Source organism: Ensifer sp. Root278, assembly GCF_001429285.1.
In the GTDB taxonomy this organism is placed as follows: Bacteria; Pseudomonadota; Alphaproteobacteria; order Rhizobiales; family Rhizobiaceae; genus Ensifer.
This window is the reverse complement of the sequence record NZ_LMJJ01000040.1, coordinates 141,312-154,809: the sequence shown is the minus strand read 5'-3', so window position 1 is coordinate 154,809 and position 13,498 is coordinate 141,312. Positions and strand designations below refer to the sequence as shown.

The window sequence follows — 13,498 nt, the reverse complement described above, 5'->3', positions numbered from 1 at the left end:
CATGTATCTGGCGATCGCAGCGCTCGCCGCCTGCATCCTGATGATCATCGGCCTGATGACCCAGGCCGCGGCCGAAACGGCCGACGCCAAGCCTCAGCAGATGGCAGGTTATGTTCGCCCCAACGATATCGGCGCGGGCGCCCTGCTCTTCCCGTCGAAGGAACCCGGCTATTTCGTCGAGGCGCCGCGGCTGGCGACGGACGTAACGATCGACGTCAACGGCCCGATCATGCGCACCCGCGTGACCCAGCGTTTCGAGAACCCCAGCAAGGGCTGGGTCGAAGGCACCTATGTCTTCCCGCTGCCCGAGGATTCGGCGGTCGATACGCTGAAGATGCAGATCGGCGACCGCTTCATCGAGGGCCAGATAAAGCCGCGCCAGGAAGCCAAGGAGATCTACGAGCAGGCGAAGGCCGAGGGCAAGAAGGCGGCACTGCTCGAGCAACAGCGCCCGAACATCTTCACCAACCAGGTCGCCAATATCGGCCCCGGCGAAACGGTCGTCATACAGATCGAGTATCAGAGCGCGGTCCGCCAATCGAACGGCCTTTATTCTCTCCGTTTCCCGATGGTGGTCGCGCCCCGCTACAATCCGCAGCCGATCGTTCAGACCGTCGACCTCGACAGCCGCACCGGCTATGCCGTCAACGATCCGGTTCCCGACCGTGAAAAGGTCGAAGCGCCGGTTCTCGACCCCAAGGAAAACGCTAAGGTCAATCCCGTCACGCTGACGGTGAACCTGAAGGCAGGCTTCCCCCTCGGCGAGGTGAAATCCGGCTATCATGACGTCGATATCGCCAACCTCGATGATCTCAGCCGCCGCGTGACGCTGAAGGGCGACAGCGTGCCGGCCGACCGCGACTTCGAGCTCACCTGGAACGCGATCGAGGGCAAGAGCCCCTATGCCGGCCTCTTCCGGGAGACAGTCGGGAACAAGACCTACCTGCTCTCCTTCGTCACGCCACCGGCTGCCGCAAGCGAGACCGATGCCAAGCCGGTCAAACGCGAGATCGTCTTTGTCATCGACAATTCCGGTTCCATGGCCGGCCCCTCGATGGAACAGGCGAAGGAGAGCCTGGCGCTGGCGATCTCCAGGTTGAAGCCCGAAGACCGCTTCAACGTCATCCGCTTCGACGACACGATGTCGGTGCATTTTCCTGAGCTCACCGAGGCGACACCGGACAAGCGCGAGGATGCGATCGCCTATGTCCGCGGTCTCACCGCCGACGGCGGCACGGAAATGCTGCCCGCGCTGGAAGCTGCATTGCGCACGCAGGGTCCAGTTCAGGCCGGCGCGCTTCGCCAGGTGGTCTTCCTGACCGATGGCGCGATCGGCAATGAGGCGCAGCTCTTCGACGAGATCCAGAAAAACCGCGGCGACGCCCGCGTCTTCACCGTCGGCATCGGCTCCGCCCCCAACAGCCATTTCATGACCAAGGCTGCCGAATACGGCCGCGGCACCTTCACGCTGATCGGCTCGGAGAGCCAGGTGGCGACACGCATGGGCGAGCTCTTCACCAAGCTCGAAAGCCCCGCGATGACCGATATCTCCGCGAGCTTCGAGGCCGCATCGGCAAGCGACATCACCCCAAACCCCATGCCCGATCTCTATCGCGGCGAGCCGGTGGTGCTGACCGCCGAACTCGATGGCACCGCACCCAAAGGCAAGCTGCAGATCCTCGGCAAAGCCGGCGACCAGCCCTGGCGGGTCGAGATGGACATCGCCAAGGCCTCCACCGGCCAGGGTATCGCCAAGCTCTGGGCGCGGCGCAAGATCGATGATCTCGAGGCAAGTGCCGCTGCAATTGCCGATCCCGCCACGCTCGACAAGCGGATCGAGACCGTGGCGCTCGCCCATCACCTCGTCTCCCGCGTCACCAGCCTCGTCGCGGTCGATGCGACGCCCTCGCGTCCGGCCGGCGAGCCACAGGCCGAAACCAGGCTGCCGCTCAACCTTCCGGCCGGCTGGGACTTCGGCAAGGTCTTTGGTGAAGCGCCCGTCGAGAGCGCCCCCGGAAAGGTCTACGAACGCGACGCTGCGGTCGAGAGCCGGACCAAGCTTGCCATGGTGACGGCGGACCGCATGCTGGCGGCACCAACCGCACGGGCGGCAGGCATGATCGCCGAGGCCAACAACCAGGTCACCCTGCCGCAGACGGCAACGGAAGCGGACAAGCAGATCCTGATCGGCCTGATGCTGTTGGCCTTTGCCCTCTTCGCCGGCACGACCTTTGTCTTCTGGCGCGTGCCGATCGCCGCCGTCGTGCTTGCGGGAGTGCGCCGCCGTGGCCGCTGACAACGAAAGGCCCGAGCCAGGCCCGGGCTTTCTCGCCCGCCTCTCGGCGGTCGAGACGATCGTGCTCGCGATCATCGCGCTCATTGCCCTTGCCGGTCTCCTGCTGATCGGCAAAGGTTTCTACATGAAGGCCAAGGCCGAGGTCTCGCAGGTGCTTCTCAAGCGCACTTTCGAGGCGCAGTTGCACGGCAACCCGGATGGCAAGCCCTGGCCCTGGGCCGACTTTCAAACCGCCGCCGAGATCACCGCGCCGCGATTGAACCGCTCTGCGGTCGTGCTCGAAGGCGCGAGCGGCGAAGCGCTCGCCTTCGGCCCCGCCTGGCTGACGACGACGCCCTTGCCCGGCGACGAAGGCACCTCCGTCATCGCCGCGCACCGCGACACGCATTTCCGTTGGCTGAAGGACGTCAATCCCGGCGACCTCCTGGTGCTGACGCGCAAGGACGGCCGCCGCTTCCTGTTCCGGGCCGGCGAAAGCCGCGTCGCCCGCTGGGACGAAAGCGGCATCAACGCATCGGCCACCGGCCACCATCTGGCGCTTGCCACCTGCTGGCCCTTCGATGCGATCGAACAGGGGCCGATGCGCTATATCGTCAATGCCGAGCTCATCGGCGAACAACGGCCGGTGTCGCTGACGACAGGCTCGATCTCGAAATAAACCGCTTTTGATCGGTTGTGACTTGAACCGCTCCGTCTCCCGCTCCAGCGTGCCAGTTGAACGAATCGGCCCGGAGAAGCGCAATGCGGCGAGCGGATGCAGCAGCGTCGAAACAGCTAGGTAGGCGGCGGCACACCCGGTCGCTCGCGGTGCTCGTCGCTTTGGCCGCGATCGCCGCCCCCTTGGGCGCTCACGCCCAAGAGACGCGCGAATTCCCGAGCCAGCACGGCACCCTGCGCGTCGAGACCCTGGCGGCCGGCCTCGAACACCCCTGGTCCGTCGAAGCGCTACCCGATGGAGGGCTGATCGTCAGTGAACGTCCCGGCCGGCTGAGGATCGTGCGCGACGGCAAGGTGTCGAAGCCGCTGAAGGGGGTGCCCAAGGTCGCTGAACGTGGCCAGGGCGGCCTGCTCGACATCGCACTTGACCCTGGTTTCGCAAAGAACAGGACGCTCTATCTGACATTGGCCGCCAATGGCAAAGGCGGCTACGGCACCGCCGTCGTGCGCGCGAAACTTGCCGAAAACGAGAGCGGTCTCACCGAGGTCAAGGAACTCTTCCGGATGAGCAAGTTCACCGGTAAGGGACAGCATTTCGGTTCGCGCATTGCGATCGCGCCCGACGGCAGCCTGTTCTTCGGCATCGGCGACCGCGGTGAACGCGATCGGGCGCAGGACCCGCGCGATCATGCCGGCGCCATCCTGCACATCAACGCCGATGGCAGCGCTCCCGGATCGAACCCCTATCGCGGCGGCACCGGCGGCCTGGCGGAGATCTGGTCGAAGGGTCACCGCAATCCGCAAGGGATCGCCTTCGACCCGAAGGACGGCACGCTTTTGACGGTCGAGCACGGCGCGCGCGGCGGCGACGAGGTCAACAATCCGCAGGCCGGCCACAACTACGGGTGGCCGGTCATCACCTACGGCAAGGACTATTCCGGCGCCGAGATCGGCGAAGGCACGGCGAAGGACGGCCTCGATCAGCCCCTCTTCTATTGGGATCCCTCGATCGCCCCCGGCGCGCTCGCCATCTATCGCGGCAGGATGTTTCCCGAGTGGGACGGCGACCTGCTGGTTGCCGCGCTGAAGTACCAGCTTCTCGCGCGGTTGGAGCGTGACGACAACGGTGCCATCGGCGCCGAAGAACGGCTGTTCGATGGCGAGTTCGGCCGCATCCGCGACGTCGTCGTCGCGCCAGATGGCGCATTGCTGATGGTGACCGACGAGGAAAACGGCGCCGTTCTCCGCGTCTCCAAGGGCGCAAAGCAATAGCAATTGAGCCCGTCGCTGCCGCCTCACGACAGCTGGCCGCGGAACTCCTTGCGGAACATGAACTTCAGTCCCGACCAGACGGCATCGACGGCGCAAACCTTCACGTCGACGAGGCCAAGCGGCAGGAAGATATCGCGCAGCACGTCCTCGCTCAGCGTCGTCGCCACCTTCGACGCTTTCTTCGGCCAGGAAATCCAGAGCATGCCGTCAGGCCTGAGCCGGGCCGCAACCTCCGGCGCGAGCCCGTCCAATTCGGACCTCTGCGTCTCGAACATATGGACATAGTCGTAGTTGCGCCCGCCAGCCGGACCGAGCACGGTTTCGCAACTCGAGAAGCCGGAAAAGTCCGTGATTTCGCTGAGGCCGGGCGGAACGCCGAGAAGCAGCGCCGCCTGCCCGTCCTTCAAACCCAGCTTGCGGGCAAGCGGCGTGCCGGAATATCCGCTGTCATTCATCGCCATCTCCGACGCCCATGACGCTGACGATGAGCCTTGCCCGCCCAGAACGCAACTGCTAGACGGCGCCTGTCCGAGGAGAACCGACATGCCCCGCATTCAGGCCAATCTGCTGCTGTTGATATCAGGCGCGATCTGGGGCGCCGGCTTCGTTGCACAGTCGACGGCCATGGATGCGATCAGCCCGCTGTGGTTCATCACGCTCAGATTTGCGATCGCGACGCTGGTTGCCATGCCCTTGGCCATTTTGGAAACGAAGCGGGCGGCCGAACCGCTCAAGCTGACGACCGTGCGCAATTTCATCTTCATCGGCCTGGCACTCTTTGCCGGCGCAGCGACCCAGCAGTTCGGCCTGCTCGACACCAGCGTCACCAATTCCGGCTTCCTCACCGGGCTCTATGTCGTCTTCGTGCCCGTGCTGACGGTCATCTTCCTGCGCCGCAAGCCGCATTGGGTCATCTGGCCCGGTGCGCTGATGGCTCTCTTCGGCATCTTCCTTTTGAGCGGCGGCACCTTGTCGGCGCTGACCGGCGGTGACTACCTGACGATCCTGTGCGCCCTGTTCTGGGCGGTGCAAATGCTGCTCGTTGGCCTTTTCGCGCCCAGCAGCGGCCGGCCGATGTTGCTGTCGATGACGCAGTTCGCCGTCTGCGCAGTGCTCGGCTTGCTTTTCGCAGTGAAGATGGAGCCGCTGAGCTTTGCGGCTGTCGAAGGCGCTCTCTTCGAAATCCTCTATGCCGGCATCTTCTCGAGCGGCCTCGCCTTCATCCTGCAGGTGGTGGGCCAGCGCTATACCACGGCGCCGCAGGCCGCCATCTTCCTGTCGAGCGAGGCGCTCTTTGCCGCCCTCTTCGGTGTCCTGTTGCTCGGCGAGATCATCACCCCGATCGGCTATGCCGGCTGCGCGATCATCTTCGCGGCAATGCTTGCCGTCGAGATCATTCCCGAACTGACCAAAAATCGGCGCGCGGAAGCTGCAGTCTGAACTGGCCTCTGCGAGCGCAACCGACACTGCGCCATGAACTATATCAGCGACCGGTCCAAACGCCGGACTGGCGCTTTACTTGCTATTGTACCAGGCCATCAAATCGTTGCTTCGCCGCCAGACGCGAAGCGGGTCGCAATCGACCGGTCCAATTCAATACCTGTAGGTTTTCTGCAAGAATCGTACGTAAGAAACGTACGACGCGAGAAGCATCAAACATATCAGAGAGTTGCGAATACCGGACGGCGCCGGCATTCGACTGACCTCCTTGCGGCTGCATCGAAAAACAGCAAAAACCCACTCAATTTTGCGGCGTTCATTTTCAAAAAGCTGTGATTTCAACAGCTTGCGATATATCTTGAAGAAGGGGCAACAGCTGCGGAAATGACCGATTTTTGAGCAATGACAAGACGCAATACCACGCTCGAAAAGTTTTGCTTGCCAATTCAAAATAAACCCATCAATCTTACTCTGTTCGGGCAATCTGCGAACACGGGAAGATCTTGAAATAAAAGCGGGCCGGAGACGCAAAACTCCGGGCGGCCAGACCGGGAAGACGCATGAAAATGCAACTTCTCCAATGGCTGGCTGCGGTAACAGGACCCTTTCCTCAAACGTCGAGAACTGCCTGCCAACGCCCATTCGGGCAAAACTGCAATGCTGCCCGTCCGTCAAACGGGTGGAGAGAAAAGGACCTGACGCATGGCCGAAACTGGCACTGTAAAATTCTTCAACACCGACAAGGGCTTTGGTTTCATCAAGCCTGACAACGGTGGTGCAGATATCTTCGTACACATTTCCGCAGTCCAGGCCTCCGGCCTGAACGGTCTGACGGAAAACCAGAAGGTGAGCTTCGACACCGAACCGGATCGCCGCGGCAAAGGCCCGAAGGCGGTCAACCTGCAGATCGCCGGCTAACGCCGACATCCGCTGACAGATTCAAAGTTGAAGCCCGGCAGGCTTGCCGGGTTTTTTTTGTTCAGGCTCGGTTCACAGTGGCGGCATTAACGTCCTCTCATGAAATCCGGATTGATCCGGTCCATGCGATAGGATTTGAAGCCCATGAACACGTTCATCAAAGCCGCCGTTCTTTCGGTCGCCGCAATCGCCATGATCGTCCCGACCTCCGGCGCCGCGCTGGCAGACCATCGCCATCACCACAACAATGACGATGCATGGGTGGCAGGCGCAGCGGGCCTCGCCGCTGGCGCGCTGATCGGCGGCGCGATCGCCTCGCAGCCGCGTTACAACAGCGGCTACGGCGAGCGCGTCTATATCGATCCGGAACCGGAATACGATTATTACGAGCCGCGCCCGGTCTATCGCCCTCGCCCGGTCTATCAGGCCCGTCCGGTTGTCGTCGATAACTACGGCGGCGGCAGCTATGGCGGCGGTTACCGCTCGCTCGAGCCCTGGACGCCGTCCTGGTACCGTTACTGCTCGCAGCGCTACCGCTCGTTCAACCCGGACAACGGCACCTTCCGCGGTTACGACGGCCGCAGCTACTTCTGCACCGCCGGCTGATCGGCGCAGAGCATACGGAATCACAAAGCCCATGCCTCGATCAAGGCATGGGCTTTTTTCGTGATTACAACGGCAAGCCGTCCTTCTTCAGAGCCCGCGCAGATAGGGATTGGTGCGGCGCTCCTCGCCGATCTGCCCGCCTGGACCGTGGCCGCAGATGAAGCCGACAGTGTCACCGAGCGGCAGGATCTTGTCGCGGATGGAATCGAGCAATTGCTGGTGATTGCCGCCCGGCAGGTCGGTGCGCCCGATCGAACCGTGGAAGAGGACGTCGCCGACATGGGCGAAATTCTGTGCCCGGTTGAAATAGACGACATGGCCGGGCGCATGGCCGGGGCAATGCAGGACCTCGAAGACATGGTCGCCGAACGAAACGGTATCGCCCTCTTCGAGCCAACGATCCGGAATGACGTTCTGGACCTTCATCGCCAGCCCAAAACGCTCGGCCTGGCTCTCGAGCCTTTCGAGCAGCGGCAGATCGTCCTTGTGCGGGCCGATGATTTCAAGCCCGAGCGCATCCTTCAATTCCTTGGCGCCGCCGGCGTGGTCGATATGGCCATGGGTGATCCAGATCGCCTTCAGCGTGATGCCGTTCTCGCGGACCGTCTGCAGGATGAGGTCGACATCGCCACCGGGATCGACGATCACGCCTTCCTTGGTCTCGCTGTCGAACAGCACCGTACAATTCTGCTCGAAATGGGTAACCGGAATGATGCCCGCCTGTAACATGTGCGCCTGCCTCTATGGGATCTGCTGCATGTTTCCTTGCATCGTCGCCGATTGAGGGACAACCCATGCAGCACTTCAAAGTTCTACAGCGATCTTAGCGCGCCCGGCGGGACGCGCGACGCTGTAACTCTCCTATAGCGGCAATTGGCGCCGGTGACAGCGCCAATCAGCGCAGAACGGCGACTTGGCTGGTGGCCGGTTGCGGTGCGGGCCATTGCACTGTGGTCATCAGCAGCGCCGAAATTGCCAGTTCCGCGGCGACGACGATCCTGACCACCGGCTTGAGGCTGCGGGCGGTGAAATTGCTCTGATCCAGCTGAATGTCCTGCATCTTCGTCGCCTCTCCCGCTGCTTGTTTCTTCGGGCCTTGGGCCGCGGCAGCAGAGGAAGAATGTCACGGCGTCACATTTCGTGACGTTCCCGGGGGAACATCCGCGCGCGCGGAGGCGTTTCGCCCTCACCACTAAAGGAGAAAGATAATGTTGAAACTTACCCGCCCCCTGCTGCGAGCCACTGCGGCCGCGGGTTTTGTGCTGACGCTCGGCATGCCGGCCGCCTTTGCCGCCATGACCGCGACCACAGTCACGGACCTCAACATCCGCACGGGTCCGGGCCCTCAGTATCCGACAGTCGGGCTTGCGGCCCGCGGTAGCACCGCGGTCATCGACGGCTGCATCGAAGGCAGCAAATGGTGCCGCATCGACATCAATGGCGTGCGCGGCTGGGTCTATGCGCAATATCTGACGACGGACTTCGGCGGTTCGGCCGTCGTGGTTCAGGAACGTCGCGCCGACCTCGCTATTCCCGCCGTCACCTATGAGGCGCAGCCGAACGATCCGGTGATCGTCAGCAGCGGCGATGAGTTGATCGGCCCGGTCGAAGAGATCGATCCGATCGTGCCACCGGACACCGTGCGCACCTACGTCACGGCGAACCCTGGCGAGACCGTCTATCTCGACGGCGAAGTCGTGGTCGGCGCCGCGCTGCCGCAGACCGTCGCGGTCCGCCGCGTGCCTGACTATAACTACGACTATGTCAGCATCAACGGCCAGCCCGTGCTGGTCGAGCCGGCGACGCGACGCATCGTCTACGTCTATCGATAGGCATTTGTTTCTCCGGCGACCGAGCGGTCGCCGGAGCCTACGGCGCATGCACGAATCATCCGCTTCATTGTGCGAAGACTGAAACCGATCCTTCTCGACGCCGGCGCAAGCTTCTCTGTCTGACGCCACGAAACGCCGCTTCCAGCTGAAATCAAACCATTTCAATGGGCTAGGATCCGGGCACCGGGGCGGTCATTTCATTCAAATTGACAATAATCCAGATTCGGCTTCAACCTATCGGTGCCGGATCATCGGCTTTAGTGGCCCGTCCACGACGAGCCACGACACGGAGGGATCAATGGAAGCATTAATGCCTATCATTACCCAATTGATCGCGGGGGCGGCCGGCGGCAACGCGGCCAGCGCAGTGTTGAAGCAGCAGGCATTCGGTGTCGTCGCACGGACCATCGTCGGCGCGATCGGCGGCCTGGGCGGAGGTTTCCTCATTCAGATGCTCGGCGGCGAAGCAGCCGCGACAGGCCTTGCCATGCAGGCCATCGGCGGCCTCGTCGGCGGCGGCGTGCTGAGCGGTATCGTCGGGCAATTCCTCGGCAAGACGGCCTGACCCCTACCACGATCATATCCGTAGTAAGACAAAAGGCGGCCCCTGGCCGCCTTTTCTGCATTCGAGACAATTGCGGATGCCGTTACTCGGCGGCCGCGGCAACCGGGTAGACTTCCTTCATGTAGTCGTTCATCAGCGTTTCGCAGATCGTCGCCGGCGTGAAGCGATGGGGACCGATTTCGGAAACCGGCGTCACTTCGGCAGCGGACCCCGTGAGGAAGCACTCGCTGAAGCTGGACAGTTCCTCCGGCATGATCGCCCGCTCGACGACCTCGTAGCCGCGGCGCTTGGCAAGCTCGATGACCGTGCGGCGGGTGATGCCGTCGAGGAAGCAATCCGGCACCGGCGTGTGGATGACACCGTCCTTGACGAAGAAGATGTTGGCGCCCGTCGCTTCGGCCACGCGGCCGCGATAGTCGAGCATCATCGCATCCGCATAGCCCTTGGCTTCCGCCGCATGCTTGGAGATGGTGCAGATCATATAGAGACCGGCCGCCTTGGACTTGGAAGGTGCCGTCTGCGGATCCGGGCGGCGATACTCGGCGATGTCGAGGCGAATGCCCTTCAGTTTCTCCGCCGGGTTGAAGTAGCTGCCCCACTGCCAGATGGCGATGGCGACGTTGATGCGGTTGTTCTGCGCCGAAACGCCCATGCTTTCGCTGCCGCGCCAGGCGATCGGCCGCACATAGGCCTCGGAGAAGCCTTGGCGCTTCAGAAGCTCCACGCTTGCGGCGTCCAGCTCTTCCACCGAATAGGGAATCTTGAAGCCAAGAATGTCAGCCGAGTTATGAAGGCGCTGGTTGTGCTCGCTCAGCTTGAAGATACGTCCGCCATAGGCGCGCTCGCCCTCGAAGACCGCGCTGGCATAGTGCAGGCCGTGGGTCAGCACATGTACCTTGGCGTCCTTCCATGCGACGAATTCGCCGTTGAACCAGATCTCTCCGTCCAACTGATCAAAAGGAACCGCTGCCATGGTGTCATCCTCCGGCGCATATGCGCCATTCTTAGTTGATTATCGTCCTGCTTTCAGTTTATCGGCAAACTGATTGAGGGAAAATTCAATTTCGTGATTTTGGATTTGCGATCGGAACGGCGCGGCATATCCTTTCAAGGTGTTGCCAATGCCAAATGTCTCGCTTACCGAGCAAGGACGCTAACGATGCGGTAAAAATATGTCAATAAAGCTGACGTATTTTTCCGAATGTTTCGCAAGTTGCAATCTGGCTGAAAGGAAATGACCGCGTGGCCGGCCAATCCAAAGAGAACACCCGGTATCTCACCGATGCCGCCGCCGATGATGACACGATCGATTTCGAGATCATCGAGTTGCTCTTCTTTGCCTATCGCGACTTCACCTCCGACCCGGATGCGATCCTCGAAAAGAGCGGCTTTGGGCGGGCGCATCACCGGGTCGTCCATTTCGTCGACCGCGAGCCCGGCATGACCGTCGCCGACCTCTTGGACACGCTGAAGATCACCAAGCAGAGCCTCGCCCGCGTGCTCAAGCAACTGATCGATTCCGGCTACATCCGCCAGGAGACCGGCCCTGAAGACCGACGCCAGCGCATGCTCTATACGACTGAGGAAGGCAAGGCGCTGGCGCGTGCGCTGGCCGAGCCACAGTCCCGCCGCATAGCCGATGCATTGGCAAGAACGGGTCCGGGCGCGCGGGAGACGGTCAAACGCTTTCTCGCCGGAATGAAGAACGCCGCAGACTGACACGAGGCTCGCCGCCGGCAGACGGCTCGGGAGCCTGGAACCAGGGAAGCGTGGAATGACGACAAAAGCGACTGTCTCGGACGATGCGGCTCACCTTCTGGTCGTCGACGACGACCGGCGCATCCGCGATCTCCTGAACCGCTATCTGGTCGAGCAGGGATTTCGCGTGACGACCGCGTCCGACGCGGACGAAGCACGGCGCAAGCTGGTCGGCCTCGACTTCGACCTTCTGATCGTCGATGTGATGATGCCGGGCGAAAGCGGCATCTCGCTGACCAACAGCCTGCGCCAGATCAAGACCGTGCCGATCCTGATGCTGACGGCGCTGGCGGAATCGAACTCCCGCATCGAGGGCCTGGAAGCCGGCGCCGACGACTATCTGTCGAAGCCCTTCGAACCGCGCGAACTGGTGCTGCGCATCAACAATATCCTGCGCCGCAACCAGCCGGCCCAAGCGCCCAAGGTCGACCAGGTGATCTTCGGCCCCTACACCTTCTCGGTGGTGCGCAAGGAGCTGAGGCGCGGCGCCGATCACATCCGGCTCACCGATCGCGAGCAGGAGATCATGACGCTGTTTTCGCAGCGCGCCGGCGAGACCATCCCGCGCCACGAACTGATCGGCGACGATGCAGAGGTCGGCGAGCGCACGATCGACGTGCAGATCAATCGCCTCCGGCGCAAGATCGAGGATGATCCGTCCAATCCGGTCTGGCTGCAGACGGTGCGCGGCATCGGCTACCGGTTGAGCGTGGACTGAAATGGCGGGCCTTCCGATGAGCGCGGCAAACCATGGCAAGCTTTGACGGCATAGAGCACGGGGCAACCGGATCGAGCGACAACGCCTGGAGGCGCTTTACCCGTTGGTTGCGCCGCCGCCTGCCGATGGGGCTATACGCCCGTTCGCTGCTGATCGTCATCATTCCGATGGTGCTCTTGCAGTCGGTCGTCGCCTTCATCTTCATGGAGCGCCACTGGCAGCTGGTGACGCAGCGCCTGTCAGCCGCCGTCACCAGCGATATCGCCGCAATCGTCGACCTCATCGACACCTTCCCCGCTGACCGCGACATCAGCGAGATCATCCGCATCGCGCGGGATCAGCTTGATCTCAGCATCTCCGTCGACCCGCCCGGCGAGCTGCCACCACCCAGGCCTAGTCCCTTCTTCGAAATCCTCGACCAGATCCTCGGCGAGGAGATTTCCAACCAGGTCCGCCGCCCCTTCTGGATCGATACGGTCGGCAACTCCAAGCTCGTCGAGATCCGCATCAAGCTCGATGACGGCCGCATCCTGCGGGTCTATGCTCGGCGAAACCAGGCCTATGCCTCCAACACCCACATCTTCCTCGTCTGGATGGTGGCCGCATCGCTGGTGCTGCTGGCGATCGCCATCCTGTTCCTGCGCGGCCAGATCCGGCCGATCCTGGCGCTGACCAAGGCGGCCGAAAGCTTCGGCAAGGGCCAGAAGATCGACGACTTCGCGCCGCGCGGGGCCGACGAGATCCGCCGCGCCGGCCTTGCCTTCATCCTGATGCGCGAACGCATCGAGCGCCAGATCGAACAGCGCACCGCGATGCTGACCGGTGTCAGCCACGACCTCAGAACCATCCTCACCCGCTTCAAGCTGCAGCTGGCGCTCGCCGGCAACAATCCGGATCTCGAAAGCCTGAACCAGGATGTCGAGGACATGCAGAACATGCTGGAGGGCTACCTCGCCTTCGCCCGCAGCGAAGCGGAGGAAGATGTCGGCCAACTGAAACTCAGCGACCTGATGACCCGGCTTGCGGCGGAGGCCGAACTGCTCGGGAAGACGCTGACCACCTCGGTCGAGGGCGAGGACGAGGTTCGGGTCAGGCCGAACGCCTTCACCCGCCTCGTCGCCAATCTCGCTTCGAACGCCTATCGCTACGCCAACACCGTCAACATCGACGCGCGCCACAGCGCCAAATGGGTCACCATCACCGTCGACGATGACGGTCCGGGCATCCCTGAGCGATCGCGCGAGGACGTGTTCAAGCCGTTCTTCCGTCTCGACGAGGCGCGCAATCTCGACAGCTCCGGCACCGGCCTTGGCCTTGCGATCGCCCGCGACATCGCCCGCAGCCACGGCGGCAACGTCACCCTTGGCGACAGCCCGCTCGGCGGCCTGAGGGCAACGGTGCGCGTACCGGCTTGACCTTCACGTATTAACGGGCCA

The 13,498-nt window shown here is 62.6% G+C and carries 15 protein-coding genes; 11 read left to right on the top strand and 4 right to left on the bottom strand.

Going from position 1 to position 13,498, the window contains the following annotated elements; genetic code table 11:
• Window position 1: 1 nt before the first annotated feature.
• From ASE60_RS22575 to ASE60_RS22565, 3 genes are all read left to right on the top strand, one after another.
• Window positions 2-2,296 carry a marine proteobacterial sortase target protein gene (locus ASE60_RS22575; RefSeq protein WP_244495706.1) on the top strand — a complete coding sequence of 765 codons (2,295 nt, stop codon included), beginning with the start codon at window positions 2-4 and terminating at the stop codon, window positions 2,294-2,296.
• Window positions 2,286-2,954 carry a class GN sortase gene (locus tag ASE60_RS22570; RefSeq protein WP_244495684.1) on the top strand — a complete coding sequence of 223 codons (669 nt, stop codon included), beginning with the start codon at window positions 2,286-2,288 and terminating at the stop codon, window positions 2,952-2,954. Before ASE60_RS22575 ends, ASE60_RS22570 begins: the two co-directional genes overlap by 11 nt.
• A gap of 83 nt (window positions 2,955-3,037) precedes the next feature.
• Entirely contained in the window at window positions 3,038-4,225 is a 1,188-nt protein-coding gene (locus ASE60_RS22565; RefSeq protein WP_057253171.1) for a PQQ-dependent sugar dehydrogenase, read from the top strand.
• 23 nt (window positions 4,226-4,248) lie between these two features.
• Here the strand turns inward: ASE60_RS22565 and ASE60_RS22560 are convergent, their stop codons facing one another.
• Window positions 4,249-4,680 (bottom strand): hypothetical protein, encoded by a 432-nt coding sequence (locus tag ASE60_RS22560; protein WP_057253170.1) that lies wholly within the window; start codon window positions 4,678-4,680, stop codon window positions 4,249-4,251.
• Between the two features lie 88 nt (window positions 4,681-4,768).
• Here ASE60_RS22560 and ASE60_RS22555 point away from each other — a divergent pair, with 88 nt between their 5' ends.
• From ASE60_RS22555 to ASE60_RS22545, 3 genes are all read left to right on the top strand, one after another.
• Entirely contained in the window at window positions 4,769-5,665 is an 897-nt protein-coding gene (locus tag ASE60_RS22555; RefSeq protein ID WP_057253169.1) for a DMT family transporter, read from the top strand.
• A 702-nt stretch (window positions 5,666-6,367) separates the two neighbouring features.
• Entirely contained in the window at window positions 6,368-6,583 is a 216-nt protein-coding gene (locus tag ASE60_RS22550; protein WP_057253168.1) for a cold-shock protein, read from the top strand.
• 144 nt (window positions 6,584-6,727) lie between these two features.
• The gene (locus ASE60_RS22545; protein ID WP_057253166.1) at window positions 6,728-7,189 is read left to right on the top strand and encodes a BA14K family protein; all 462 of its coding nucleotides are present in this window, start codon (window positions 6,728-6,730) and stop codon (window positions 7,187-7,189) included.
• A gap of 87 nt (window positions 7,190-7,276) precedes the next feature.
• Here ASE60_RS22545 and ASE60_RS22540 read toward each other — a convergent pair whose 3' ends face one another.
• A complete protein-coding gene (locus tag ASE60_RS22540; RefSeq protein WP_057253164.1) occupies window positions 7,277-7,918 on the bottom strand; it encodes an MBL fold metallo-hydrolase in 642 nt (213 codons plus the stop codon).
• Between the two features lie 166 nt (window positions 7,919-8,084).
• Window positions 8,085-8,249 carry a hypothetical protein gene (locus ASE60_RS35275; protein ID WP_192494794.1) on the bottom strand — a complete coding sequence of 55 codons (165 nt, stop codon included), beginning with the start codon at window positions 8,247-8,249 and terminating at the stop codon, window positions 8,085-8,087.
• 214 nt (window positions 8,250-8,463) lie between these two features.
• On the opposite strand from ASE60_RS35275, the gene ASE60_RS22535 reads away from it, so the two are divergent.
• A complete protein-coding gene (locus ASE60_RS22535; RefSeq protein WP_244495705.1) occupies window positions 8,464-9,021 on the top strand; it encodes a DUF1236 domain-containing protein in 558 nt (185 codons plus the stop codon).
• Between the two features lie 298 nt (window positions 9,022-9,319).
• Window positions 9,320-9,586, top strand: coding sequence for a hypothetical protein (locus tag ASE60_RS22530; RefSeq protein ID WP_034788698.1), 267 nt, complete (start codon window positions 9,320-9,322; stop codon window positions 9,584-9,586).
• Window positions 9,587-9,668: 82 nt separating this feature from the next.
• Here the strand turns inward: ASE60_RS22530 and ASE60_RS22525 are convergent, their stop codons facing one another.
• Complete coding sequence (locus ASE60_RS22525) at window positions 9,669-10,559, bottom strand: branched-chain amino acid aminotransferase (RefSeq protein WP_057253160.1); 891 nt, start codon at window positions 10,557-10,559, stop codon at window positions 9,669-9,671.
• Between the two features lie 269 nt (window positions 10,560-10,828).
• Here ASE60_RS22525 and ASE60_RS22520 point away from each other — a divergent pair, with 269 nt between their 5' ends.
• The 3 genes from ASE60_RS22520 to ASE60_RS22510 are packed head-to-tail and all read left to right on the top strand — an operon-like array spanning window position 10,829 to window position 13,477.
• Window positions 10,829-11,305, top strand: a complete 477-nt coding sequence (locus tag ASE60_RS22520) for a MarR family transcriptional regulator (RefSeq protein WP_057253158.1) — start codon at window positions 10,829-10,831, stop codon at window positions 11,303-11,305.
• A 55-nt stretch (window positions 11,306-11,360) separates the two neighbouring features.
• Window positions 11,361-12,062: a response regulator transcription factor gene (locus ASE60_RS22515; RefSeq protein WP_057253157.1), complete on the top strand. Its 702-nt coding sequence runs from the start codon at window positions 11,361-11,363 to the stop codon at window positions 12,060-12,062.
• A 32-nt stretch (window positions 12,063-12,094) separates the two neighbouring features.
• Window positions 12,095-13,477, top strand: a complete 1,383-nt coding sequence (locus ASE60_RS22510; RefSeq protein WP_057253155.1) for an ATP-binding protein — start codon at window positions 12,095-12,097, stop codon at window positions 13,475-13,477.
• Window positions 13,478-13,498 lie beyond the last annotated feature (21 nt).

What these genes read in the sequence shown, in the direction of transcription:
- ASE60_RS22550 (WP_057253168.1), top strand. Translation starts at nt 6,368, where the DNA reads ATGGCCGAAACTGGCACTGTAAAATTCTTCAACACCGACAAGGGCTTT.
- ASE60_RS22510 (WP_057253155.1), top strand. Translation starts at nt 12,095, where the DNA reads ATGGCAAGCTTTGACGGCATAGAGCACGGGGCAACCGGATCGAGCGAC.
- ASE60_RS22555 (WP_057253169.1), top strand. Translation starts at nt 4,769, where the DNA reads ATGCCCCGCATTCAGGCCAATCTGCTGCTGTTGATATCAGGCGCGATC.
- ASE60_RS35275 (WP_192494794.1), bottom strand. Translation starts at nt 8,249, where the DNA reads ATGCAGGACATTCAGCTGGATCAGAGCAATTTCACCGCCCGCAGCCTC.
- ASE60_RS22560 (WP_057253170.1), bottom strand. Translation starts at nt 4,680, where the DNA reads ATGAATGACAGCGGATATTCCGGCACGCCGCTTGCCCGCAAGCTGGGT.
- ASE60_RS22575 (WP_244495706.1), top strand. Translation starts at nt 2, where the DNA reads ATGTATCTGGCGATCGCAGCGCTCGCCGCCTGCATCCTGATGATCATC.
- ASE60_RS22515 (WP_057253157.1), top strand. Translation starts at nt 11,361, where the DNA reads ATGACGACAAAAGCGACTGTCTCGGACGATGCGGCTCACCTTCTGGTC.
- ASE60_RS22545 (WP_057253166.1), top strand. Translation starts at nt 6,728, where the DNA reads ATGAACACGTTCATCAAAGCCGCCGTTCTTTCGGTCGCCGCAATCGCC.
- ASE60_RS22530 (WP_034788698.1), top strand. Translation starts at nt 9,320, where the DNA reads ATGGAAGCATTAATGCCTATCATTACCCAATTGATCGCGGGGGCGGCC.
- ASE60_RS22565 (WP_057253171.1), top strand. Translation starts at nt 3,038, where the DNA reads ATGCGGCGAGCGGATGCAGCAGCGTCGAAACAGCTAGGTAGGCGGCGG.
- ASE60_RS22525 (WP_057253160.1), bottom strand. Translation starts at nt 10,559, where the DNA reads ATGGCAGCGGTTCCTTTTGATCAGTTGGACGGAGAGATCTGGTTCAAC.
- ASE60_RS22535 (WP_244495705.1), top strand. Translation starts at nt 8,464, where the DNA reads ATGCCGGCCGCCTTTGCCGCCATGACCGCGACCACAGTCACGGACCTC.
- ASE60_RS22540 (WP_057253164.1), bottom strand. Translation starts at nt 7,918, where the DNA reads ATGTTACAGGCGGGCATCATTCCGGTTACCCATTTCGAGCAGAATTGT.